We start from the raw sequence: 22,557 nt of genomic DNA on the forward strand, positions 1-22,557 counted from the left end.
CGCGCGCGGCCCGTCTACCTCAGAACTTCAGCATCACCTTGATCAGCGCGGCGAAGCGCTTGCCGTACGGCGGCGCGAGCAGGTTGCGCGCGTTCAGCCGCGCCTGCGTGAGCACGGGCTTCATCTTCGAGAACGTGACGAAGCCGTCGTAGCCGTGATACGCGCCCATGCCGCTCGCGCCGACGCCGCCGAACGGCAAACTGCCGCACGCGATGTGCATCAGCGTTTCGTTGACCGTTACGCCGCCGGAGATCGTTTCGTGCATCACGCGGTCGACCGTGCCGCCATCCTCGTCGAACAGGTATAGCGCAAGCGGACGCGGGCGCGCATTGACGTATGCGATCGCTTCGTCGAGCCGTTCGTACGGCACGAGCGGCAGCAGCGGCCCGAAGATTTCCTCCTGCATCAGTTGCGACGCGGCCGGCACCCGCGTGAGCGCGCACGGCACGAAGCGGCGCGACACGGGATCGGACTGCGCGTCGGACAGCGGATGCAACTGCGCGCCGCCCGCCTGCGCGTCGCTCGCGAGTTGCTGCAGGCGTGCGTAGTGGCGCGGCGACACGATCGTCGTGTAGTCGCCGTTGGCCGACAGGTCCGGATACAGCTTCGCGAAGCGGGTTCGCGCGCGTTCGATGAACGCGCCTTCCATCCCGCGCGGCAGCAGCACGTAGTCGGGCGCGATGCAGGTCTGGCCGGCGTTCAGCGTCTTGCCGGCGACGATCGCGTCGACGGCCGCGTCGAAGCGCGCATTCGGGCCGATGATCGCCGGCGACTTGCCGCCGAGCTCGAGCGTGACGGGCGTGAGGTTGTCGGCGGCCGCGCGCATCACGTGGCGGCCGACCTGCGTGGAGCCGGTGAACAGCAGATGGTCGAACGGCAGCGCGCTGAATGCGGCGCCGACCTCCGCGTCGCCGTTGACGACCGCGACGTGGTCGCGCGTGAAGGTCTTGCCGATGAGCTGCTCGAACAGCGCCGACGTGCGCGGCGTCAGTTCGGACATCTTGATGATTGCGCGGTTGCCGGCGGCGAGCGCGCAGATCAGCGGGCCGACCGCGAGCAGCACCGGGTAGTTCCACGGCACGACGATGCCGACCACGCCGAGCGGCTGCGGTATCACCTTCGCGCGCGCCGGGCGCAGCCATTTGTTCATCGGCTTGCGGATCGGCTTCATCCAGCGCTTGCCGTGCTTCAGCGCGTCGTCGATCTCTTCCTTCGCCATCCAGATTTCCGACAGCAGCACTTCCTGCTTCGCGCGATGGCCGAAATCGGCGCTGATCGCGTCGGCGAGCGCATCCGCATGGTCGATCAGCATCGTGCGCAGCGCGCGCAGGTGCTGCGCACGCGTGTCCCACGCCGGGTACGGTGCGCGCAGGTACGCCGCGCGCTGGTCGTGCAGCAGCGACGTCAGCGCATCGACCGACGGGCGTGCTTGCGGAGCCAGTTCGGGCAGGTCGTTCTTCATGTCGTCTCCTCCAGTTGGGCCTGGCTGGTCGGCCGGCCGTCACGCCGCACGCTCGGCGAGCGCGGCGACGCGGATCGGGTGATGCGTGTCGCGCGGCACGGGGCCGGATGCGACGGGTGCTCGAAAACCGGTTGATGCATGCGGCCGGCGTCGTATCCGCGCGACGGTGTCCGTGTCCGAAAGTCGTGCCGCACGGCACGCGCGCACGGCCCGATGCGGTGACGCGCGGGCACGCGACGCCGTCTTGCGAGCGTGTGCCGGCGCAACGCGGCAGCGTCGCGCGACGGGTCCGTGACGGCGTGTCGCCGCGCGTCGTGCGACGGCGCCGAGACACCGTCCAAACGGTCGGCGACGACACGCGCCGTTCGATTTCGACCGAGGGCGCGCATCACGCCGCGCAGCGTCGCGCGGGCCGCCGTTTGAAATGAAATGCGGGCCGCGCGCTTGACCTCTGGATCACCCGGTCGGCACGCGGCCTGCAGGATCTGGCGCTGCATCGTCATTCCTCCCGTTTCGCGACGAATCGGCTTCTCGTGGCCGGTGCATCGCGCGAAGCGCATCGACACATCTTAAATTTAGTTCACGCGGGCGTTTAGAGGAATCGCTCTTGAATCGGCGCGCCGCGCACGGGACGGCCATTCCTACAATGCCCCGAGGGTCTGTTTGCAGATGGAACACGCATGCGTTGCCGCGAGAACGGCCGCTCGCGGCGTCGCGCGCCTCGCGAGCGGCCGTTCTCGTGGCAACTCCAAATTAAAAAAATCATGTCACGGGAATGCCCGAAATCGCCCGTCCCCCAAGAGGACTTCCTTCGGGGCGTATGGCGGCGTCGCTCGTCGCTCCTTGCCCTACGAGCGATTTCGGGCATTCGCATGCGTGTTCCATCTGCAAACAGGCCCTCCAAAGAGGAGACACGGTCGCGCGGCGGTGCCGGGCGCCCTCCATGACACGACGGAGACGTGACATGCAATACGACTACATCATCGTGGGCGGAGGTTCGGGCGGAGCGAGCCTTGCCGGCCGTCTCGCCGACGCCTGCCCCGATGCGACGATCGCGCTGATCGAGGCCGGCTCGCATACGGAGCGCAATCTGCTCGTCAACATGCCGGTCGGCATCGCGGCGCTGGTGCCGTTCAAGCTCGGCACGAACTACGGCTACGAGACGGTGCCGCAGCCGGGCCTCGGCGGGCGGCGCGGTTACCAGCCGCGCGGGCGCGGGATGGGCGGCTCGAGCGCGATCAACGCGATGATCTATACGCGCGGCCACCCGGGCGACTACGACGAGTGGGCGCAACTGGGCGCGACGGGCTGGGGCTGGCAGGACGTGCTGCCGTATTTCCGCCGCGCGGAAGGCAACGAGCGCGGCGCGGATGCATGGCACGGCGCGGACGGCCCGCTCACGGTGTCGGATCTGCGCTTTCGCAATCCGTTCTCCGAACGATTCATCCAGGCCGCGCAAGCGGCCGGCTATCCGCTGAACGACGACTTCAACGGCGCGACGCAGGAAGGCGTCGGCTTCTATCAGGTCACGCATCGCGACGGCGCGCGCTGCAGCGTGGCGCGCGCGTATATCTACGGCCGCAACCGGCCGAACCTGCACGTGATCACCGATGCGACGGTGCTGCGCGTCGGCTTCGACGGCAAGCGCGCGGTCGGCGTCGTCGTGTCGCGCGACGGGCGGGTCGAGACGCTCGGCGCGCGCGCGGAAGTGATCCTGTCGGCCGGCGCGTTCAATTCGCCGCAACTGCTGATGTGTTCGGGGATCGGCCCGGCCGAACAGTTGCGCCGGCACGGGATCGCGGTCGTGCACGATGCGCCGGACGTCGGCGCGAACCTGATCGACCACATCGACTTCATCATCAACACGCGCGTGAATTCGTCGGAGCTGGTCGGCGTGTGCCTGCGCGGCATCGCGAAGATGACGCCGGCGCTCGTGCGCTATTTCTCGCGCCGCACGGGGATGATGACGAGCAACGTCGCGGAGGCCGGCGGCTTCATCAAGAGCGACCCATCGCTCGAGCGTCCCGACCTGCAACTGCATTTCTGCACGGCGCTCGTCGACGATCACAACCGCAAGATGCACTGGGGCTTCGGCTATTCGCTGCACGTGTGCGCACTGCGGCCGTTCAGCCGCGGCACGGTCGCGCTCGCGAGCGGCGATGCGCGCGATGCGCCGCTGATCGATCCGCGCTTCTTCAGCGATTCACGCGACCTCGACCTGCTGGTGCGCGGCACGCAGGCGATGCGCCGCATCCTGTCGCAGGCGCCGCTGGCGTCGCAGGGCGGGCGCGAGCTGTACACGCGGCCGGACCAGAGCGAAGCGGAGCTGCGCGCGACGATCGTCGCGCATGCGGACACGATCTATCACCCGGTCGGCACCTGCCGGATGGGCTCGGATGCGCGCGCGGTCGTCGATCCGCAACTGCGCGTGCGCGGCGTCGACGGATTGCGCGTGGTGGATGCGTCGGTGATGCCGACGCTGGTCGGCGGGAACACGAATGCGCCGTCGGTGATGATCGGCGAACGCGCGGCGGACTTCATCGCCGCGGCGCGCAAGGGCGGCGTGCCGCGCGGCGAGGCGGCCGCGGCGGTGCACGGTCGCTAAGCGGTGGGCAGCGGGCGGCGCGGCGATGCCGGGCCGGTTTCTCGCCGAGGCGCTGTGCCAGCGCCGAACGTGACGTGCTACGGCAACTGCGCCGTCGCTCGATCAAGAAAGGTGGGTGGCAAACTGATTCCGCCGAGTTCTTGCTCTTCGGCGTACATCAGTGCGTGCTCTTTCCAATAAAGGCTCACCGGCAGGCCAGACGTGTCCCGATACGTTCGTTCGGCAAGGAGACGCTTTCCCTCCTTGTCGTACAGTCTAAGAACGATCGTGTTCCGAAAATAGCAGTATCGAGCTAGATAACTTCCGTCCGGAGAGTGTTCGCTGTCTCGCGCGTCAGGCTCGCAATCCGCACGCCGTTGCGCATCCTTCCAGTAGCCCCACACACATCCAAGGGCGACGACGACGGCAACTGCCGTGAAGGTACGTCTAACTAAAATCTTGACCTCTTGCGCAATGGCGCCGCCCCGGTCGCCTGGATTGGACAGGATCGAGTGCAGCAATCGAACGAGAGAAGCCAGTGTGACGATGGGTAAGGTTGCAACCAGAAGGATTGCCATTAGGGCAATGCCGGCTTCGTTGACGATTGTGCTCATGCGAATCTGAGTTGAATGGGTTGCCGCAACGTTATATAGCGGTAATCGGAAAATATGACGAAGTCACCGCCACGCTGGTGGCGCAGCTGCCATTGGCGAAACGAGCTATTTCGAACGGGATAGTAGACGTTCTCGGAGCCGGATGTACGGCCGTCTCTACGCTTGATCGCGATGGTCGAGGCCACTCAGGAAATCGGCAATGTCAGCACGACCGAACGGCGTTACTACGTGTCGAGCTTGCCTGCTGACGCGGCCCGCATTGCACGGGCCGTGCGAGCGCATTGGCGGCATTGAAAACAGCATGCATCGGGTACAGGACGTGGCCATCGGTGAAGACCAGTGCCGGCTTCGCATAGATCACGCCGCTCAAAACTTGGCAATCTTGCGGCGTATCTGTTGGAACCTGCTCGAGGCAACCAAAGCACGAAGACCGGCATCAAGAATCGACGGCTCACGGCCGGGCCGGTGGTGCTTACCGCGCCGCCATCCTACGTTTGTGACATTTCATGCGATTGCGCTGCGAAATTGAGCCCATTGCATAACGGGTCGAACCTGAACGAACAGGGCGCATGGCAAAGACAAGGATTGGGGAGATCGGTCGAGGTTTCAGGCAATCGCTTATTGTCGCGAGCCAGGCGTCTGGGGCGGTTGAGCCAACCGAAGCTACGCTCGGCCCCCTCCGGCGGCCGGCGTAAGCTCGTGATTGGCGGGACACACGCTAGGCAAACGTATCGACGAGCCCGGCGCGGCTCACGGGTGCGGCGACCGGTGCGGATCGCGCGGCGTCGACGGGTGCATCGACGGCTGACGGTCCGCCGTTCCCGCGTCGCGACGGCTGGCCGCCGGCGAAGGTCTGCTGCGGGTTTTGCTGCTGTTGCTGCGACGCGAGGCCGCCGTCGCTGACGGTCGCGCTGCCGAGCCCGAGCCCGCCCGCTTCCATCGCCTCGCGCAGCTTCGGCAGCGCGGCTTCGACCGCGTCGCGCACCTGCGCGTGCTGCGACACGAACAGCGCGTGCGCGTGATTGTCCGCGACGCGCAGCACGACCTGCAGCGGCCCGAGATCGGGCGGGTTGAGCGTCAGCTCGGCGCTCTGCTGGTGCGCATTCGACAGGAATACGACCTTCTGGCTCAGCGCATCCGTCCAGTCGGCCGTGCCGACGTGCGGCGCGAGCGCGTGCGCGTTCGCGGCGGCGATCGCACCGGCGGCTGGCGACAGTTGCAGGTTCGCCTGCGCGGCGGCGGTGGCCGCCGCGCCTGCCGCGAGCGTCGCGCTGGCGGCCGGGTCGGTTGCGTTGCCGGCTGCCGCGAGCGCGTGCTGTGCGCCGGATTGCGCGTTCGCGTCGGCCTGCAGCGTCTGCGGCGTGATCTGGGCCGGCGTCTGCTGGGTGGCGAGCGCGCTTTTCGCGTCGGCGAGCGTACGGTCGAAGGTCGGCACTTTCGGCGTGAGCGGCGCGGCGGCGTTCGACGTGGTCGCGGCCGGCGCCGTCGGCGTGGCGGCGGCGCTCGTGCCGGTCGCAGGCATCGCAATCGCGTTCGCACCACCCGTCAGCTTGGCGAGCGCCGCTTGCAGCGCGTCGCGGCTCGATGCCGGGTCGGTTGGCAGGGCGGCTGCGTCCTGGGTCGCATGGTCGGCGAGCGTGGCCGCGGCGTCCGGCTGGCCCGGCATGGCCGTCTTTTGCGCGGCGGCAGCGCCAGCCGCCGCGGCGGCGGTCGTCGCGTCGGCCGGCGTCGCGGTGTCCGGACGCGCCTGCAGTTGCGCCTGCACGGCCGCGGCAGCCGCGAGCGCGGCGGCATCGGGGTTGGCGGTGGCGGTGGCGTTCGCGGCCGTGGCGTCGGTTGCGTCGTCGTCGTCCGTGCCGGACGGCTTCGCACCGGCGGCCGGCTTCGACGAAGCCTGTTTGGCCGGCACGTCCGGCGTACCGGTGCTGGCCGTGTCGCCGCGCGTGGTGACGCTTTGCTTCAGCGTCTGCGCGAACGGCACGGCGCTCGCGGCAGCCGACGCATCGTTGGCAGTGGCGGACGCGCCCGGGCCGCGGGTGGCCTTGAGTGCGGCGCCGGCGGTGTCGAGCAGCGCGCCGAGCAGGGGCAGGGGAGGCATGACGGTTCTCTCGTTCGAAGGCGGTGGTCGGTTACGACGAGTGGGCCGCGTCGGCCCGCATGCGCAGGATCTTCGCGGCATGTTCGTCGGCGTCGCGCTGTTCGCGCCGGGCGTCGCGCTTCGCTTCCTGCGCGACGCCGCGCGCCTGCAGGATTTCATACGAGCCGACGGTCCGTTTCTTCTGCTGCCAGTTCGGGCGCGCCTCGTCGATGCGGACGTCGGCCGCGGCGAGCACGGTGCGCTGCTGCGCGATCGCCGCATCGAGCGTGTCGATGAACGCCTGGAAATTGCGCCAGTTGCCGGCCGGCATCCCGCTCTGCGCGGATTGCGCGAAGCGCGCGTGATATTCGTCGCGGTAGCGCAGCAGCGCGTCGAGCTGTTCGGCCGCCGCGGTGCGGTCGCGCTGCGCGGTGCCGAGCTGCTTCGCGGCCGAGTCGAGGTCTTCCTGCGCACGGTCGAGCAGCAACTGAAGGGGAAAGCCGTGGGCCATCGGGATCAGCCTCCGTAAGCGTCGAACAGCGCATCGAGCGCGGTGAGGCTCGATGCGAACGGCGCGCATTCGCGAAAGCCCTGCTGCAGGAAGGCCTCGATGCGCGGGTAAAGCGCGATCGCGCGGTCGAGCTGCGCGTCGCGGCCGGGTGCGTAGGCGCCGACCGCGATCAGGTCGCGATTGCGCTGGTAGCGCGACAGCATCTGCTTGAACTGCCGCACGTGGTCGAGATGCGTTTCGTCGATCAGTGCGGTCATCGCGCGGCTGATCGACGCCTCGATGTCGATTGCCGGATAGTGGCCGGCCTCGGCGAGCGCGCGCGACAGCACGATGTGACCGTCGAGGATCGCGCGCGCCGAATCGGCGATCGGGTCCTGCTGGTCGTCGCCTTCGGTCAGCACCGTGTAGAACGCGGTGATCGAGCCTCCGCCTTCGGGCCCGTTGCCGGTGCGCTCGACGAGCGCGGGCAGCTTCGCGAACACCGACGGCGGATAGCCCTTCGTCGCGGGCGGCTCGCCGATCGCCAGCGCGATCTCGCGCTGCGCCATCGCGTAGCGCGTCAGCGAATCCATCAGCAGCAGCACGTGCTTGCCCTGGTCGCGGAAGTACTCGGCGAGCGACGTCGCGTACGCGGCGCCCTGCATCCGCAGCAGCGGCGACACGTCGGCCGGCGCGGCGACGACGACCGAGCGCGCGAGCCCGTCCTCGCCGAGGATCTGTTCGATGAATTCCTTCACTTCGCGGCCGCGTTCGCCGATCAGCCCGATCACGATCACTTCCGCGCTCGTGTAGCGCGCCATCGTGCCGAGCAGCACCGACTTGCCGACGCCGGAGCCGGCGAAGAGGCCCATCCGCTGGCCGCGGCCGACGGTGAGCAGCGCGTTGATCGCGCGCACGCCGACGTCGAGCACATGGTGGATCGGCTCGCGATCGAGCGGGTTGATCGACGGCGCCGACAGCGGCGCATCGACTTTCGACGCGAGCGGGCCGAGGCCGTCGAGCGGGCGGCCCGATGCGTCGACGACGCGCCCGAGCATTTCCCAGCCGACCGGCAGCCGCTTCGCGCCCGCGAGCGGATCGGCGACGGGCGCGGCCTCGAGCGGCCACACGCGTGCGCCGGGCAGCACGCCCGCGACGTCGGTGGTCGGCATCAGGAACAGGCGGTCGCCGGCGAAGCCGACGACTTCGGCTTGCGCGTGCGGCAGCGTGCTGCCGGGCGGCAGTTCGATCGTGCATTCGGCGCCGACCGACAGGCGCAGCCCGATCGCCTCGAGCACGAGGCCGGCCGCGCGCGTGAGGCGGCCGCACGGCCGCAGCGGCAGCGCGCGGTGGCTGCGCGCGGCGAGCCCGTTCAGGTGCGTGCGCCAGTGCGCGAGGTGCGGATTGTGCGGCGCGCGCGGGGCGGCGCCGGCGGCCTCGGATGCCGCGTGCGGCGAGGCGTCGAATGCGGGATCGTGCGGGGCAGCCGGCCCGAACGACGCAAGCGCGAGCTCGCGTTCGAGCGGCGTCATGCCGTCGTGCGCGAGCGCGTCGGGCGAGCGCGTCACCACGTGCTCACCTTGCCGATCGCGGCGGCGACGCGCTGCCAGCGCGTGGGCAGCGTCGCGTCGACCTCGCCGGTCGCGGCGTGCGCGCGGCAGCCGCCGCGCTCGATCGACGCGTCGGTGCGCACGTTCCAGCCGAGCGTGTCGAGGTCGTCCTGCAGATACGCCTCGACGACGGGCAGGTCGGCCGGATTCACCGCGAGATGCGGCGCGCCGGCGAGCGCCGGTTCGGCCGCGAGCACGTCGCGCACGGCGGCGACCAGCGCGGCCGGGTCGTGCTTCACGTGCTGGCGCACGACCTGCTGCGCGATGTCGAGGGCAAGCTGCGCGAGGTCGGACGCGAGATCGTGTTCGACGGCCGAGACGGCTTCGCGAAACGACGCGGCGAGCGCCGCCAGTTGCGCGGCCTGTTCGCGCGCTTCGGCCTGGCCGGCCTCGAAACCCTGTTCGCGGCCCTGTTCGAAACCGGCCTGGTAGCCGCGCGCCTGGCCTTCGACGTGGCCGGCCGCATGGCCTTCGGCGTGCGCGGCGTCGCGCACGCGCTGCAACTCCTCGGCGAGCGCGGCCGCAGCGGCCGCCGCGTCGTCGGGCGGCGGCGGGGGCGGCGGCGGGTCGAACGACGCCATCTCCCACCGCTGGTACGCGGTAAGGGTGCCCACGCGATCGCTCGCTGAATCAGACATAGGCGTCTTCCGCCTTGCCGCCGATCGCGATCGCGCCGCTCTCGGCGAGGTTGCGCACGATCTGCAGGATGCGGCGCTGCTGCGTCTCGACGTCGGACACGCGTACCGGGCCGCGCGCGTCGAGATCCTCGGCGAGCAGTTCGGCCGCGCGCTGCGACATGTTCGCGAGGAACTTCTGGCGCAGCGCGGGCGGCGCGCCCTTGAGCGCGATGATCAGCGTTTCGGACTCGACTTCCTTGAGGATCATCTGGATCGCGCGATCCTCGAGGTCGAGCAGGTTCTCGAACACGAACATCTGGTCGATGATCTTCTGCGCGAGATCGGCGTCGTACTGGCGCACGCTTTCGAGCACGCCTTCCTCGTGCACGCTCGTCATGAAGTTCAGGATCTCGGCCGCGGTGCGGATGCCGCCCATCGGGCTGCGCTTCAGGTTGTCGCTGCCGGACAGCAGGCCGGTGAGCACGTCGTCGAGCTCGCGCAGCGCGGCCGGCTGGATGCCGTCGAGCGTCGCGATCCGCAGCAGCACGTCGTTACGCAGCCGTTCGGTGAAGCACGACGCGATTTCCGACGCCTGGTCGCGGTCGAGGTGCACGAGGATCGTCGCGATGATCTGCGGATGCTCGTTCTTGATCAGTTCGGCCACCGCGGCCGAATCCATCCATTTGAGGCCCTCGATGCCGCTCGTGTCGCTGCCCTGCAGGATGCGGTCGATCAGCACGCCGGCCTTGTCCTCGCCGAGCGCCTTCGTCAGCACCGAGCGGATGTACTCGTTCGAATCGAGCGACAGCGCGGTGTGCTGCTCGGCTTCCTTCACGAACTCCTGCAGCACGTCCTCGACCTGCTCGCGCGTGACGTTCTTCAGCGCGGCCATCGCCACGCCGATCTTCTGAACCTCGCGCGGCGCGAGGAACTTGAATACCTGCGCGGCCTCTTCCTCGCCGATCGACATCAGCAGCAGCGCGCTCTTGGTCAAGCCTTCAGCGTTCATCGGACACCCAGTTCTTCACGACGGTGGCGACGATCTTCGGATCCTGGCGGGCGATCGTGCGCGCGTAGTCGAGGTTGCGTTCGTAGCGGTTCTTCTCGTTTTCGAAGCCGAGCAGCAGCGGATCGGCTTCCTCCGCCGCCTTCTCCGGCGCGGGCAGGCCGTCGAGCGCGACCGTGTCCTCCGGCGCCGCGAGCGCCGGCGCGGCCGGCTCGGGCGGCGGGAACGCGCGGCGCATCGCCGGGCGCACGAACATGAAGTAGAGCGCCGCCGCGGCCGCCGCGATGCCGAGCCACTTCGCGGCTTCCTTCGCCATCGCGATCACGTCGGGCTGGCGCCACCACGGCAGGTCGGCGTACGGGTCGCTCACGGTCGAGAACGCGCTGTTCACGACGTTCACCGAGTCGCCGCGCTTCGCGTCGTAACCCATCGCGTCCTTCACGAGCTGTTCGACCTGCGCGAGCTTCGCGGGCGGCAGCGGCTGCATCGTCACGTGGCCCTTCGCGTCGGCCACCGGCTGGTAGTTGACGACGACCGCCACCGACAGCCGCTTCACGCTGCCCATCGGCTGTTCGGTATGGCGGATCGTCTTGTCGAGCTCGTAGTTGGTCGTCTGGTCCTTGCGGTCGCTGACCGGCGTGGTCTGCGGCGCGTTCTGGCCGTTGCCGGCGACGATCGGCGCGGAGGCCGGCTGCGGCGGCGTGTTCGACAGCGCGCCCGGCACGCCCGACGCGCCGCCCTGCGCGAGTTCGGTCGCGCTGCTGGTCTGCTGGCTGCGGATCGCGGCCTGCTGCGGCGTGCCGTTCGGGCCGTAGCTTTCCGAGGTCTGCTCGATCTTCGAGAAATCGAGATCCGCGCTGACCTGCGAGCGTGCGTTGCCGGCGCCGAAGATCGGCGCGAGGATCGCGTCGATGCGCTTCTGCGTGTTGTGCTCGACCTGCTGCACGTACTTGAGCTGGCTCGCGTCGAGGCCGGAAGCGGACGCGGTCTGGGTCAGCAGGTTGCCGTCCTGGTCGACGATCGTCACGTTCTTGGCCGGCATGTCGGGCACGCCGGACGACACCATCCGCGTGATCGCCTGCACCTGGCCCTCGTCGAGCACGCGGCCCGGGTAGAGGTCGACGAACACCGACGCGCTCGGCGCTTCCTTGTCGCGCACGAACACCGACGGCTTCGGAATCGCGAGATGCACGCGCGCGCCGCGCACGGCATTGATCGATTCGATGGTGCGCTGCAGCTCGCCTTCGAGCGCGCGCTGGTAGTTGATCTGCTCGGCGAACTGGCTGATGCCGAATTTCTGGTTGTCCATCAGCTCGAAGCCGACCGAGCCGCCTTTCGGCAGCCCCATCGCGGCGAGTTTCAGGCGCGTTTCGTGCACCTGGCTCGACGGCACGAGGATCGCGCCGCCGGCATCGGCGAACTTGTAGGGAACGTTTGCCTGCTGGAGCGCGGCGATGATCGCGCCGCCGTCGCGGTCCGACAGGTTGCTGTACAGCACGCGGTAGTCGGGCGCCCGGCTCCACAGCACGAGCGCGGTGATCGCGGCGATCGCGAACGCGACGGCGATCACGAACGGCAGCTTCGGGTTGCCCTTCATCCGCGAGATGCCGGGAATGCGTTCCGCGAAGCCGCCAAGCCCGAAGTCCGCGCCTGCGCCTGCGCCGCCCGCGCCCGGCAACGCGGCGGCCGCGGCGGCGCCGGGCACCGGGCTGAGGCCCGCGCGGGCGTCTGGGTTGATCAGCGAGTTGGCCTGCGAATCCATGCGTCGAGTTTCTCCGGAGCGGGACGACTGAGCTCGCTCGGACGAGCGGGCGGACAATGACACGATGCGATTATCGGGACCCGCGGCGCACTCCGATCGACCGAAAAGAGCGGGGTTTCCCCCGTACTTTCGCGGCTTTGACGCGCACCGCGCTGCTATCCTTTGTCGCGATCCGGCATGGTGCGCGTGGTGCGGCGCCGGCGGGTCGCCCGGTGTGTCCGGGTCTCTTCTCTATGTCTGGGGACAGCATGACTGCGAACGTCAGCGGAATCGGTTCGGTGTTGCAACAGATGCAGTCGATGGCCGCGCAGGCGTCCGGCGGCGTCGCGAGCCCGACGGCGGCGCTGGCCGGCGCGGGCGCGGCGACGGCCGGCACGTTCGCGAGCGCGATGAAGGCATCGCTCGACAAGATCAGCGGCGACCAGCAGCACGCGCTCGGCGAGGCGAAGGCGTTCGAGGTCGGCGCGCCGAACATCTCGCTGAACGACGTGATGGTCGACATGCAGAAGGCCAATATCGGCTTCCAGTTCGGGCTCCAGGTCCGCAACAAGTTGGTGAGCGCTTACAACGACATCATGCAGATGGCGGTGTGACGGGCATCCGGGGACGGCCGTCCGGCGACGGCTCGGGGCTTGCCGAGTGAGGCGGGCGGGCCGGCATCGCTTGCCCGACGGCGGCCTCCACGCACCTAAAGCTTTTCAAATCCCTTCCGATAACTCCGGTGAAGGCCGTCCCGTGCAACGCACGGCCGCGGCTCCCGACTAGCCCACGCAAATAACAAGGAGAAGCGCATGTTTTCCCCAGGACACGCTGGAGCCAATGCGTACGCGCGTGTCGGCGTCGAGACGGGGGTGATGGGCGCCTCCCCGCACCGGCTGATCGCGATGCTGTACCAGGGCGCACGGCAGGCGATCGCGCTGGCGCGCATGCATTTGCAGCAGGACAACGTGTCCGGGCGCGGCGAGGCGATCGGCAAGGCGATCCGGATCGTCGAGAGCGGCCTGCAGGCGTCGCTGAACCGCGACGCGGGCGGCCAGATCGCCGACCGGCTCGATGCGCTGTATGCGTATATCGGCCGGCGCCTGCTCGAAGCGAACACGCAGGCGAGCGACGCGATGCTGGTCGAGGTCGACCGCCTGCTCGCGACGCTCGAGGAAGCATGGACGGGCATCGCCCCGGAAGTCGCGCGGATGGCCGCGCAACAGGTAGCGGAAGCATCACGATGAATCACAAGGCCGAATACTTCGCGCGTTACGAGGCGCTCGCCGCCGTGTCGGGCCGGATGCTGTGCGCCGCGCGCGACGCCGACTGGAGCGCGTTGCCGGAGTTGCAGGCCGAATTCATGCAACTCGTCGACGGGTTGAAGGAGGCCGATCCGGGCGTCGCGCTCGACGAGTCGGATCTCGGCCGCAAGCTCGACCTGATCCGTCGCATCCTGGCCGACGACGCCGCGATCCGCGATCTCGCGAGCCCCGACGTCGCGCGGCTGTCCGCGCTGTTCGAGGCGCGGCGCTCGACCCAGGTATTGACCGATCTGTACCGCGCGCGCGGGTAGGGCCGTGGTCCGGAGGCGGGTGCGGGGCGCCCGGGCCCGGCGCCGCACGCGGCGCGTGCCGTTCCCGCGGGCGACACCGGCGTGCCGCGTCCCGATTCGCAACGATGTGGCTGATATAGGCAGGCTCCGATCATGACCGGTATCGACTCCGTTGCGGCCGCGCTGCTGGCGAGCCGCCTCGACAGCCTGCTGACCGGCACCGTATCGGCGCCGGCGGGCGGCGGCGCGGCCTCGCAGGTCGGCACGCCGGGCGCCGGCGCGTCGTCCTCGCCGCCGGCCGGCAGCCCGAGCGCCGCGCCGCCCGCTTCCACGCAGACCGCGCTGTCCGACGTCGGGCGCGTGCTCGACGCGATCTCGCGCTCGGGCGGCGACGCGACGCCGGCGATCGTCGGCCGGCTGCCGCTGCTCGCCGATCCCACCGTGCTGCTCACCGGGACGCCCGTGCCGGTGCGCGCGCCGGCTGCGTCCGGTCCCGCTGCGTCTTCCACGCCGGCTTCCGCTGAAGCGTCGTCCGCGGCAGCGGCGCGCGATGCGGCCGCGCCGCCGCCGATCGCGGCGTTGCGGGCGGCGTTGGCGCAGGCCGTGAGCGAAAGCGGCCTCTTCTACGAATCCCATCTCGCGCAATGGCTGGCCGGCCAGCGGCCGCTGGCGGCACTGATGCGCGAGCCGCAGGCGCGCCTCGCGACCGCGCTCGCGCCCGCGCCCGCGCCCGCGCCGGCCGACCCGGAAGCCGTCCCGCGCGAGCCGGCCGACGTGCTCGACGAATTGCTCGCACCGCGCCCGCCGCTGCCGGCCGCCGCGCGGGCCACCGCGCAACCGCCGGCCCAGGGCGGCGCGCCTGCGCGCGACCCCGCCCAGGCCGCGCCGGCGGCCGCCCGGCCGGGCGCATCGTCGCCGCCCGACGCCGCCGATCCGCTGGCCGCGCACGCCGATACCCGCTGGACGCCCGCGCGTGCCGGGCTGGCCGCCGCGTCGTCCGACCCGCAGGCGCAGCCGCTCGCGCCCGTGCACCCGGCCGCCGTGCCGCTCGTTCGGCAGCAGCTCGATGCGCTCGCGACCGACCAGTTTCGCTGGACCGGCGAGGCGTGGCCCGGCGCGCGGCTCGACTGGACGATCGAACCAGACGAGGCGGGCCACCGTGCACCGCGCGGCGGCGGTGACGACGACACGGGCGACGGCATCGCGTGGCGCACGCGCCTGACGCTGACGCTGCCGTCGCTCGGCACGGTGGACGCCGAGCTGGTGCTGAACGGCGCGCAGCTCGTCGCGCGGCTGCGCGCGAACCAGACGGGCGCCGACCGCCTCACGCGCAACGAAGCCGCGCTGCGGCAGCGGCTCGAGGGTTCGGGGCTCAAGGTGGGCGGGCTGTCGATTCGCGCGGTCGACGACGGGCCGGACGGCTTCGACCTCTTTGCCGCCCAGGCCGCCGCCGCCGCGTACGCGCGCGGCGCGGCCGACGTGCGGGTGCCGGGCGACGACGACGAGGCGCTGTGATGAGCATGACGTCCCGCAAGCGCGCGGCCGCGCTCGTCTACGACCCGAAGGGCGGCGACGCGGCGCCTCGGGTGGTCGCGAAGGGCTACGGCGTGCTCGCCGAGATGATCGTCGCGCGCGCGCGCGACGCGGGGCTCTACGTGCATACGGCGCCGGAGATGGTGTCGCTGCTGATGCAGGTCGATCTCGACGACCGGATCCCGCCGCAGCTCTATCAGGCGGTCGCCGATCTGCTCGCGTGGCTGTACGCGCTCGATCGCACCGAGCCCGCGCCGGACGCCGCCGCGCCGCGTTTCCCGCTGCCGCCGTTGCGCTGAACGGCCTGCCGTCGCGCGGCTTCTTGCGACATGCCGCTGGTGGTCGGCGGGATCATTTCGCCGGCATCGTGCGTCGATCGATTGGCTTCGTGCTGCAACGGACGCCTTTCTTTCGCGTTCCGGCGCGCATGGAACCCGCCGTTCCGCACGCGCACCGATTGAGCCGGCTTTTGATTTATGTAATGATATCCATTCTCATTTTCATGCTGCCCGGGCGGTGCGCACTTCCTGCGCGCCGCCCGTTGTTTTGAACGAATGGAACCTTTCGCGTGAACGCGCCCGAAACGATCGACCCGCCCAAGACGGGCATGCCGCGCGCCGGCGTCACCATGCTGCACCCGGCGGGCCGCCCGCTGAGCGACGACGAACTGGCCGCGCGCCGCCAGCGCTCGCGCCGCGCGACCTTCATCAAGTGGCTGCGCAAGGTGCACGGCTGGGTCGGGCTGTGGGGCGCGGTGCTCGGGCTGCTGTTCGGCGTGACCGGCGTGGTGCTGAACCATCGCGCGCCGCCGCTGAAGATTCCGACCGGCGAGCCGCAGGTCGAGGAGATGCAGATCGCGCTGCCGGATCCGGTGCCGAAGACGCCCGCCGCGATGACGAAGTGGCTGCAGCAGGAGCTGCATTTCGACGGCAAGCCCGGCCGCATGCGCAAGGAGCCGGCGCAGGCCGTCGCGTGGGGCGACAAGCGCGTGATGCAGCCCGAGCACTGGCAATTCGGCGTGTTCGGGCCGCACCAGAACCTGCAGGCCGAGTACTGGGTCGGCAACGGCTACGTGTCGGTGAAACGCACGGGCAACACGTTCCTGACGACGCTGAACAACCTGCATCGCGGCGTCGGGATGAACCTCGGCTGGGTGCTGCTGATGGATACGATCGCAGGTTCGTTGATCCTGCTGTCGCTGACGGGCGTGCTGCTGTGGACCGAACTGAACAAGCGCCGCACGGTCGGCGTCGTGCTGGTGGTCGGTTCGGTTGCCGCCGCGCTGGCCGCCGGCCTGACCTGATCGGCGGTCGCGCCGGCCGGCGCCGGCGCCCGACGCGAGCACGGCCGCCCGCCGCCGCGGGTCAGAGGCCGCAGGCCGCGCCGCCGTTCGCCGCGATTTCGCGCGCGGCCTTCGCGCCTTCGACCTGCAGGATCGTCGGCAGCGACACGTTGTTCTTCGCGGCGGTGATCTCGGCCAGGATCGAGATCGCGATTTCCGGCGGCGTCCGGCTGCCGATGTAGATGCCGGCCGGCCCGTGCAGCCGGGCCAGTTCCGCTTCGCTCAGGTCGAATTCGCGCAGCCGCTCGCGCCGCGCCGCGTTGTTGCGCCGCGAGCCGAGCGCGCCCACGTAGAACGCGGGCGTCTTCAGCGCCTCCATCAGCGCGAGATCGTCGAGCTTCGGGTCGTGCGTGAGCGCGATCACGGCCGAACGCGCATCGAGCTTCATGTCGAGCACCGTGTCGTCGGGCATCGAGTGCACGACGCGCGTGCCCGGCACGTCCCACGCATCCGTGTATTCGTCGCGCGGATCGCACACCGTCACCTGGTAGTCGAGCCCGACCGCGATCTGGCACAGATAGCGCGACAACTGGCCGGCGCCGATCACGAGCATCCGGTAGCGCGGCCCGTGGATCGTCACGAGCCGTTCGCCGTCGAACGCGAGCCCGTCGGTCGCCTGCGCGGGCGACAGCGACGCGCGGCCGGTCGCGAGCGTCATCGTGCGCGTGACGAGGTGGCCGGCCTCGATCTGCGCGCACAGCGCGGCGATCCCGCTGTCGCGCGTGAGCGGTTCGAGCACCAGCTGGATCGTGCCGCCGCACGGCAGCCCGAAGCGGTGCGCTTCCTCGGCGGTCACGCCGTACTTGAGCGCTTCCGGGCGCGCATCGGCCGCGATACCGCTCGCATGCACGCGGGCGATCAGGTCGTCCTCGATGCATCCGCCGGACACGGAGCCGACCACGAGGCCGTCCTCGCGCACCGCGAGCATCGCGCCTTCGGGGCGCGGCGACGAGCCCCACGTCTTCACGACCGTCACGAGCAGCACGCGCCGCCCTTCTTCGAGCCAGCGCGCGCTGGATTTCAGTACATCGAGATCGACGCTTTCCATCGTTTTTCCTGTTGCCGGACGGCCCGCCGCGCGGCGCCGTCGTTCGATGGCGGGATTATGAACCGCCCGGCGCGCGCGTGCAGGCGGCGTGCGGCTCGCGCGGGCAAATCCGGAGGATCGGGCAAGATTTCGCGACGATCGGACAGTGATCGCGCGGGCGCCGAGGGGGCGGGACAGAAGGGGGCGTGCGGGGCCGGTAGCGGCCCCGCGCGGGAGGCGTCATCGCGTCATCGCGCCATGACGGCGCTCAGTGCGCGTCGGGGTGGCCGTGCGCGAGCTTCGAGTGGTGCCGCGAGTACAGGAAGTAGATCACGAGGCCGATCACGAGCCAGATGGCGAACGCGGCCCACGTGACGGCCTGCAGGTTCAGCATCAGGAACAGGCACGACGCGACCGCGAGAATCGGCACCACGGGTACGCCCGGGCAACGGAACGCGCGCGGCAGCTCGGGGTGCGTGCGGCGCAGCACGAGCACGGCGATCGACACCATCGAGAACGCCGCGAGCGTGCCGATGTTGATCAGCTCGGCGAGCACGTTGAGCGGCACGAGCGCGGCGATCAGCCCGAAGAACAGGCCGACCAGCCAGGTGGTCAGGAACGGCGTCGCAAAACGCGGATGCACGCGCGACAGCGTGGCCGGCAGCAGCCCGTCGCGCGACATCGCGAAGATCACGCGCGTCTGGCCGTAGCTCATCACGAGGATCACGGTCAGCATGCCGAGCACCGCGCCGAGATCGATGAAGCCCGCGACCCACTTCTCGCCGGCGACCTGCAGCGCATACGAGATCGGGTGCGAGATGTTCGCGTACTCGGCCGACGGCACGATGCCGGTCGCGACCGCGGCGACCGTCACGTACAGCACCGCGCACACCGCGAGCGACGCGATGATGCCGATCGGCAGGTCGCGCTTCGGGTTCTTCACTTCCTCGGCCGCCGACGACACCGCGTCGAAGCCGATGAACGCGAAGAACATCACGGCCGCCGCGCCGAACACGCCGTTCCAGCCGTGCGGCATGAACGGCTGCCAGTTCGCGGGCGTTACGTGGAACAGGCCGACCGCGATCACGAGCAGCACGACCGACACCTTGATGAACACCATGATGTTGTTGATGCGGGTCGATTCGCGGATGCCGATCGACAGCAGCGTCGTGATCACGATCATCACGAGGAACGCGGGCAGGTTGAACCACGTGGTGACGCCCGGCACCGCGCCCGGCGCGGCCGTCAGCACGGCCGGCAGCGTGAGCCCGAAGCCCTGCAGCAGCGACTGCAGATAGCCCGACCAGCCGACCGACACGGCCGACGACGCGAGGCCGTACTCGAGCATCAGATCCCAGCCGATGATCCACGCCACCAGCTCGCCGAGCGTCGCGTACGAATACGTGTAGATCGAGCCGGCGACGGGGATCGTCGACGCGAACTCCGCGTACGACAGCGCGGCCAGGCCGCACGCGATCGCGGCGATCACGAACGACAGCATCAGCGCGGGGCCGGCCTGGACGGCGCCGGTGCCCGTCAGCACGAAGATGCCGGTGCCGATGATCGCGCCGATGCCGAGGAAGGTGAGGTCGATCGCGCCGAGCGCTTTCTTGAGCCCGGCGGCTTGCGCGCCGGCGATCATGCGATCGACGTTTTTCTTGCGGAAGAGAGACATTGCGGAGGAATCGCCGGCACGCGCGGGCACGGCGCGCCGATTGAGTGAAAACCCGTAATTTTAGCCGATTTGGCGTGCAAGCCCTGCTGCGGTGCAGCGGCGCGCCGCGGAATCGGCCGAGAAAACAAGCGCTTGCGTGCGCCACGTGCGCGCCAAGGCGCGGCATGCGCCGCGCCGCCGGATCGGACGAATTCGAACTGGCCGGGGGATCAGGCGCCGGCCGTGGGCGCCATGTCGACGAGCTGGTTGCTCATCACGTAGAACGTGAGTTCCGCGTTGTTCGACAGCCGCATCTTCTCGAGCAGCCGCGACCGGTACACGCTCACCGTCTTCACCGACAGCGACAGCGTGTTCGCGATATCGGTGAGCCGCTTGCCCGACGCGAGCATGCAGAGCGTCTGGTATTCGCGGTCGGACAGCTTCTCGTGCGGCAGCGGCTCGTTCTCGAACGACACGTATTCGGCGAGCGCCTCGGCCATCGCCGGGCTCACGTACTTGCGGCCGGCCGCGACCTGCTGGATCGCGCCGATCATTTGCGCGGCGTTCACCGTCTTCGACAGGTAGCCGGACGCGCCTGCCTTCAGCGCGCGCACCGCGTACTGGTCCTCGCGGTACATCGAGAACATCAGCACCGGCGTGCGCGACAGCTTGCGCTTCAGGCGCTTGAGCAGCTCGATGCCGTTCGTGTCGGGCAGCGAGATGTCGAGCAGGATCACGTCGAATTCCTGCTTGTCGACGGCGGCCATCGCATCGCCGCCGTTCTCGGCCTCGGTCACGTCGCGCGCGACGCCGCGGTCGATCAGCAACTGGCGGATCCCTTGCCGGACGATCGCGTGATCGTCCACGAGCAGGATGTTCAGGCTCATCGCGGCCTCACGAAAGCGACGTGCGACGTGCCGCGACGGGCACCGCGAGCAGCGAATCCCACGCGAAGCGCGCGATGACGCGCGTGCCGCGGCCGGTTGCCGGCGTGGCCGTCTCGAAGCTGCCGCCGAACGCCTCGCAGCGCGCGCGCATGCCGGCGAGGCCGTAGCCGTTGCGGCGGCGCCGGGCGAAACCGGTCCCATCGTCGGTGACACTCAGCGACAGATGGGTGCCGTCGGTGACGATCCGGACGTCGACCGACGTCGCGCGGGCGTGCTTCGCGACGTTCGACAGCGCTTCCTGCGCGACGCGGAACACCGCGAGCGCACCGGCGCCGGCGATCTGCGTCAGGCGCGCGTCGGCCGCGCACACGAAGCTCGTGCGCAGGCCCGTGCGCGCCGCATGGGTGTCGATCCACGACGACAGCGCGCCGACCACGCCTGCGTCCAGCGCCGGCGTGTCGCGTTCGTCGATGAGCCGGCGATTCGCGTCGGTCGCGGCGTCGAGCGCCTGCTGCGCCAGCGCCAGCGCGCGCAGGCAGCCTTCCGGCGCATCGGCCGGCAGCCACGTTTGAACGTTTGCGAGTGCGAAGCGGGCGGCGGTCAGTTCGGCGCCGAGCCCGTCGTGCAGCTCGCCGGCCAGATGGCGGCGGGCCGCTTCGTCGGCGGCCAGAAGCTGGGCGGAAAGGGCGGCGATCCGTGCGGCGGACGCGTCGCGTGTCGACGCGGCGTCGGCCATGGGCGGAGTAGCAGCGCAGCCAGGCATGCGCTGCCGTGACGGGAACGGGGCGTGGGCGCCCGAGGGCGCGTTAAGCGACGTATCCATGACTCTCCTGCTCTCAGAAAGCGGTTCAGACACCGGCTGGCTGCGTGCGCTGGCTGCCGTTTCGATGACGGTCGCCGCCAGAGAATCGCTCCATGCCGAAGTAACAAAAGTTACACCTTGTAACACGTGCATCCGACCCTTCCATGCTCTTCCGAACGGCAACCACGCGCGCCGAATAATATCTCAAAACTTCCGAAAACGTCATGTCGGGCGGACATTTAAGGGTAAATGTGAATAATCGGAATGAAGGTGTTGTAGGAAAAACACTGACATCCGACCACCGGGCGATGACGTATCCAAATGTAACTATTTGAGATGGAATGGTCCCAGTTTGTTACGAATTCGCCAAGTGGGGACGAAAAAAAACCGGAGCTTTTGCTCCGGTTCTTGATGACGCGCAATGAGGGCCCGTTCCCGTTATTGGCGGGAACGGCCCTGAGGGATCGGTCAATCCACGAACGCGCGCTCGATCACGTAGTGGCCCGGCGCGCTGTTCTTGCCTTCGACGAGGCCGGCCTGCTTCAGCAGCTCGGTCGTGTCCTTCAGCATCGCGGTGCTGCCGCACAGCATCACGCGGTCGTTTTCCGGCGAGAACGCCGGCACGCCGAGATCCGTGAACAGCTTGCCCGTCGCGATCAGGTCGGTGATTCGGCCTTCGTTGTCGAACGCTTCGCGCGTGACCGTCGGGTAGTAGACGAGCTTTTCCTTGATGATGTCGCCCAGGTACTCGTGGCCCGGCAGGTCGTGCTTGATGTAGTCCATGTACGCGAGCTCGCCCTTCAGGCGGCACGTGTGGGTCAGGATCACCTTGTCGAAGCGGTCGTAGATGTCCGGATCGCGGATGATCGACATGAACGGCGCGAGGCCCGTGCCCGTCGACAGCATCCACAGCGTCTTGCCCGGCAGCAGGTTGTCGGCGACCAGCGTGCCCGTCGGCTTCTTGCCGATCAGCACCGTGTCACCCACCTTCAGGTGCTGCAGGCGCGACGTCAGCGGGCCGTTCTGCACCTTGATGCTGAAGAATTCGAGATGCTCTTCGTAGTTCGGGCTGACGATCGAGTAGGCGCGCGCGAGCGGCTTGCCGTCGACTTCGAGGCCGACCATCGTGAATTCGCCGTTGTTGAAGCGCAGGCTCGGCTCGCGGGTGCAGGTGAAACTGAAAAGCGTGTCGGTCCAGTGATGGACGGATTGGACGGTGGCGGTGTCGTATTTGCTCATGGCTTTGAAAACGGACGCGCGTAGCGGACGCGTGTAACGGGCCCAAAAACGGGCAAAAAAACCGAGTGCGTCGGCCCGATCGCGGATCGGCCGGCCGGCGCGTCGGACACGCGCCTTCTCGATGACAGACGTTTGAGGAACTCGTTATTTTACCCTGCTTGGGGCAGATGCGGGCTTGACCCGCGCGGCCGCGCGGATTTGGCGCAACGCATCCTTTCAACGGGCTTTCGGTGATCGGCCGCGCTCGACCATGCGTTTCGCGCCGAGGCCGACACGTTCGGGCGGCGCCTTGACGGGAGCGCGCGGCCGCCGGCGCG

22 protein-coding genes are annotated in these 22,557 nt (G+C 69.3%); 7 read left to right on the plus strand and 15 right to left on the minus strand.

What is annotated here, in order from left to right; all coding sequences use genetic code 11:
- Nucleotides 1-19 precede the first annotated feature (19 nt).
- Entirely contained in the window at nt 20-1,462 is a 1,443-nt protein-coding gene (locus tag WS64_RS11975; RefSeq protein WP_060966532.1) for a coniferyl aldehyde dehydrogenase, read from the minus strand.
- Nucleotides 1,459-1,959, minus strand: coding sequence for a hypothetical protein (locus WS64_RS34295; protein WP_155720420.1), 501 nt, complete (start codon nt 1,957-1,959; stop codon nt 1,459-1,461). Before WS64_RS34295 ends, WS64_RS11975 begins: the two co-directional genes overlap by 4 nt.
- A gap of 467 nt (nt 1,960-2,426) precedes the next feature.
- On the opposite strand from WS64_RS34295, the gene WS64_RS11985 reads away from it, so the two are divergent.
- Nucleotides 2,427-4,067, plus strand: a complete 1,641-nt coding sequence (locus tag WS64_RS11985) for a GMC family oxidoreductase (RefSeq protein WP_060966534.1) — start codon at nt 2,427-2,429, stop codon at nt 4,065-4,067.
- Nucleotides 4,068-4,144: 77 nt separating this feature from the next.
- On the opposite strand, the gene WS64_RS11990 is transcribed toward WS64_RS11985, so the two are convergent.
- From WS64_RS11990 to fliF, 8 genes are all read right to left on the minus strand, one after another.
- The gene (locus WS64_RS11990) at nt 4,145-4,660 is read right to left on the minus strand and encodes a hypothetical protein (RefSeq protein ID WP_060966535.1); all 516 of its coding nucleotides are present in this window, start codon (nt 4,658-4,660) and stop codon (nt 4,145-4,147) included.
- Nucleotides 4,657-4,845 (minus strand): DUF6402 family protein, encoded by a 189-nt coding sequence (locus tag WS64_RS35220; RefSeq protein ID WP_230943841.1) that lies wholly within the window; start codon nt 4,843-4,845, stop codon nt 4,657-4,659. The genes WS64_RS11990 and WS64_RS35220 overlap by 4 nt, the downstream gene beginning before the upstream one ends.
- Before the next feature lie 533 nt (nt 4,846-5,378).
- Nucleotides 5,379-6,758: a flagellar hook-length control protein FliK gene (locus tag WS64_RS11995; RefSeq protein ID WP_060966536.1), complete on the minus strand. Its 1,380-nt coding sequence runs from the start codon at nt 6,756-6,758 to the stop codon at nt 5,379-5,381.
- Nucleotides 6,759-6,789: 31 nt separating this feature from the next.
- Nucleotides 6,790-7,248, minus strand: coding sequence for a flagellar export protein FliJ (gene fliJ, locus WS64_RS12000; protein ID WP_060966537.1), 459 nt, complete (start codon nt 7,246-7,248; stop codon nt 6,790-6,792).
- 5 nt (nt 7,249-7,253) lie between these two features.
- Entirely contained in the window at nt 7,254-8,759 is a 1,506-nt protein-coding gene (gene fliI / locus WS64_RS12005; RefSeq protein WP_264160265.1) for a flagellar protein export ATPase FliI, read from the minus strand.
- A 32-nt stretch (nt 8,760-8,791) separates the two neighbouring features.
- Nucleotides 8,792-9,475 carry a flagellar assembly protein FliH gene (fliH, locus tag WS64_RS12010; RefSeq protein WP_059583968.1) on the minus strand — a complete coding sequence of 228 codons (684 nt, stop codon included), beginning with the start codon at nt 9,473-9,475 and terminating at the stop codon, nt 8,792-8,794.
- Nucleotides 9,468-10,463 (minus strand): flagellar motor switch protein FliG, encoded by a 996-nt coding sequence (gene fliG, locus WS64_RS12015; RefSeq protein ID WP_050014223.1) that lies wholly within the window; start codon nt 10,461-10,463, stop codon nt 9,468-9,470. Before fliG ends, fliH begins: the two co-directional genes overlap by 8 nt.
- Entirely contained in the window at nt 10,453-12,222 is a 1,770-nt protein-coding gene (gene fliF / locus WS64_RS12020; protein ID WP_059583966.1) for a flagellar basal-body MS-ring/collar protein FliF, read from the minus strand. Before fliF ends, fliG begins: the two co-directional genes overlap by 11 nt.
- 248 nt (nt 12,223-12,470) lie before the next feature.
- On the opposite strand from fliF, the gene fliE reads away from it, so the two are divergent.
- From fliE to WS64_RS12050, 6 genes are all read left to right on the plus strand, one after another.
- On the plus strand, nt 12,471-12,815 hold the full coding sequence (gene fliE, locus WS64_RS12025; protein WP_059583964.1) for a flagellar hook-basal body complex protein FliE: 345 nt from the start codon (nt 12,471-12,473) through the stop codon (nt 12,813-12,815).
- A 198-nt stretch (nt 12,816-13,013) separates the two neighbouring features.
- Nucleotides 13,014-13,448 carry a flagellar export chaperone FliS gene (fliS, locus tag WS64_RS12030; protein ID WP_059583963.1) on the plus strand — a complete coding sequence of 145 codons (435 nt, stop codon included), beginning with the start codon at nt 13,014-13,016 and terminating at the stop codon, nt 13,446-13,448.
- Nucleotides 13,445-13,777, plus strand: coding sequence for a flagellar protein FliT (locus WS64_RS12035; protein WP_059583960.1), 333 nt, complete (start codon nt 13,445-13,447; stop codon nt 13,775-13,777). Before fliS ends, WS64_RS12035 begins: the two co-directional genes overlap by 4 nt.
- Before the next feature lie 132 nt (nt 13,778-13,909).
- Complete coding sequence (locus tag WS64_RS12040) at nt 13,910-15,271, plus strand: flagellar hook-length control protein FliK (protein WP_060966538.1); 1,362 nt, start codon at nt 13,910-13,912, stop codon at nt 15,269-15,271.
- Entirely contained in the window at nt 15,271-15,588 is a 318-nt protein-coding gene (locus tag WS64_RS12045) for an EscU/YscU/HrcU family type III secretion system export apparatus switch protein (RefSeq protein WP_060966539.1), read from the plus strand. The genes WS64_RS12040 and WS64_RS12045 overlap by 1 nt, the downstream gene beginning before the upstream one ends.
- A gap of 269 nt (nt 15,589-15,857) precedes the next feature.
- The gene (locus WS64_RS12050; RefSeq protein WP_059583953.1) at nt 15,858-16,592 is read left to right on the plus strand and encodes a PepSY-associated TM helix domain-containing protein; all 735 of its coding nucleotides are present in this window, start codon (nt 15,858-15,860) and stop codon (nt 16,590-16,592) included.
- Nucleotides 16,593-16,653: 61 nt separating this feature from the next.
- On the opposite strand, the gene WS64_RS12055 is transcribed toward WS64_RS12050, so the two are convergent.
- From WS64_RS12055 to WS64_RS12075, 5 genes are all read right to left on the minus strand, one after another.
- Nucleotides 16,654-17,679, minus strand: coding sequence for an XdhC family protein (locus WS64_RS12055; protein ID WP_059642502.1), 1,026 nt, complete (start codon nt 17,677-17,679; stop codon nt 16,654-16,656).
- A gap of 247 nt (nt 17,680-17,926) precedes the next feature.
- Complete coding sequence (locus tag WS64_RS12060; RefSeq protein ID WP_059583949.1) at nt 17,927-19,333, minus strand: amino acid permease; 1,407 nt, start codon at nt 19,331-19,333, stop codon at nt 17,927-17,929.
- A 209-nt stretch (nt 19,334-19,542) separates the two neighbouring features.
- Nucleotides 19,543-20,199, minus strand: coding sequence for a response regulator transcription factor RqpR (rqpR, locus tag WS64_RS12065; RefSeq protein ID WP_059583947.1), 657 nt, complete (start codon nt 20,197-20,199; stop codon nt 19,543-19,545).
- 7 nt (nt 20,200-20,206) lie between these two features.
- Nucleotides 20,207-21,022 carry a quorum system sensor histidine kinase RqpS gene (gene rqpS, locus WS64_RS12070; protein WP_060966540.1) on the minus strand — a complete coding sequence of 272 codons (816 nt, stop codon included), beginning with the start codon at nt 21,020-21,022 and terminating at the stop codon, nt 20,207-20,209.
- 447 nt (nt 21,023-21,469) lie between these two features.
- Complete coding sequence (locus tag WS64_RS12075) at nt 21,470-22,240, minus strand: ferredoxin--NADP reductase (protein ID WP_059583944.1); 771 nt, start codon at nt 22,238-22,240, stop codon at nt 21,470-21,472.
- Nucleotides 22,241-22,557: the final 317 nt, after the last annotated feature.

This window comes from Burkholderia anthina (genome assembly GCF_001547525.1).
In the GTDB taxonomy this organism is placed as follows: Bacteria; Pseudomonadota; Gammaproteobacteria; order Burkholderiales; family Burkholderiaceae; genus Burkholderia; species Burkholderia semiarida.

Excerpts from the sequence above, each read along its gene's own strand:
- WS64_RS11975 (WP_060966532.1), bottom strand. The coding sequence starts at position 1,462 with ATGAAGAACGACCTGCCCGAACTGGCTCCGCAAGCACGCCCGTCGGTC.
- WS64_RS34295 (WP_155720420.1), bottom strand. The coding sequence starts at position 1,959 with ATGCAGCGCCAGATCCTGCAGGCCGCGTGCCGACCGGGTGATCCAGAG.
- WS64_RS11985 (WP_060966534.1), top strand. The coding sequence starts at position 2,427 with ATGCAATACGACTACATCATCGTGGGCGGAGGTTCGGGCGGAGCGAGC.
- WS64_RS11990 (WP_060966535.1), bottom strand. The coding sequence starts at position 4,660 with ATGAGCACAATCGTCAACGAAGCCGGCATTGCCCTAATGGCAATCCTT.
- WS64_RS11995 (WP_060966536.1), bottom strand. The coding sequence starts at position 6,758 with ATGCCTCCCCTGCCCCTGCTCGGCGCGCTGCTCGACACCGCCGGCGCC.
- fliJ (WP_060966537.1), bottom strand. The coding sequence starts at position 7,248 with ATGGCCCACGGCTTTCCCCTTCAGTTGCTGCTCGACCGTGCGCAGGAA.
- fliI (WP_264160265.1), bottom strand. The coding sequence starts at position 8,759 with ATGACGCCGCTCGAACGCGAGCTCGCGCTTGCGTCGTTCGGGCCGGCT.
- fliH (WP_059583968.1), bottom strand. The coding sequence starts at position 9,475 with ATGTCTGATTCAGCGAGCGATCGCGTGGGCACCCTTACCGCGTACCAG.
- fliG (WP_050014223.1), bottom strand. The coding sequence starts at position 10,463 with ATGAACGCTGAAGGCTTGACCAAGAGCGCGCTGCTGCTGATGTCGATC.
- fliF (WP_059583966.1), bottom strand. The coding sequence starts at position 12,222 with ATGGATTCGCAGGCCAACTCGCTGATCAACCCAGACGCCCGCGCGGGC.
- fliE (WP_059583964.1), top strand. The coding sequence starts at position 12,471 with ATGACTGCGAACGTCAGCGGAATCGGTTCGGTGTTGCAACAGATGCAG.
- fliS (WP_059583963.1), top strand. The coding sequence starts at position 13,014 with ATGTTTTCCCCAGGACACGCTGGAGCCAATGCGTACGCGCGTGTCGGC.
- WS64_RS12035 (WP_059583960.1), top strand. The coding sequence starts at position 13,445 with ATGAATCACAAGGCCGAATACTTCGCGCGTTACGAGGCGCTCGCCGCC.
- WS64_RS12040 (WP_060966538.1), top strand. The coding sequence starts at position 13,910 with ATGACCGGTATCGACTCCGTTGCGGCCGCGCTGCTGGCGAGCCGCCTC.
- WS64_RS12045 (WP_060966539.1), top strand. The coding sequence starts at position 15,271 with ATGAGCATGACGTCCCGCAAGCGCGCGGCCGCGCTCGTCTACGACCCG.
- WS64_RS12055 (WP_059642502.1), bottom strand. The coding sequence starts at position 17,679 with ATGGAAAGCGTCGATCTCGATGTACTGAAATCCAGCGCGCGCTGGCTC.
- WS64_RS12060 (WP_059583949.1), bottom strand. The coding sequence starts at position 19,333 with ATGTCTCTCTTCCGCAAGAAAAACGTCGATCGCATGATCGCCGGCGCG.
- rqpR (WP_059583947.1), bottom strand. The coding sequence starts at position 20,199 with ATGAGCCTGAACATCCTGCTCGTGGACGATCACGCGATCGTCCGGCAA.
- rqpS (WP_060966540.1), bottom strand. The coding sequence starts at position 21,022 with ATGGATACGTCGCTTAACGCGCCCTCGGGCGCCCACGCCCCGTTCCCG.
- WS64_RS12075 (WP_059583944.1), bottom strand. The coding sequence starts at position 22,240 with ATGAGCAAATACGACACCGCCACCGTCCAATCCGTCCATCACTGGACC.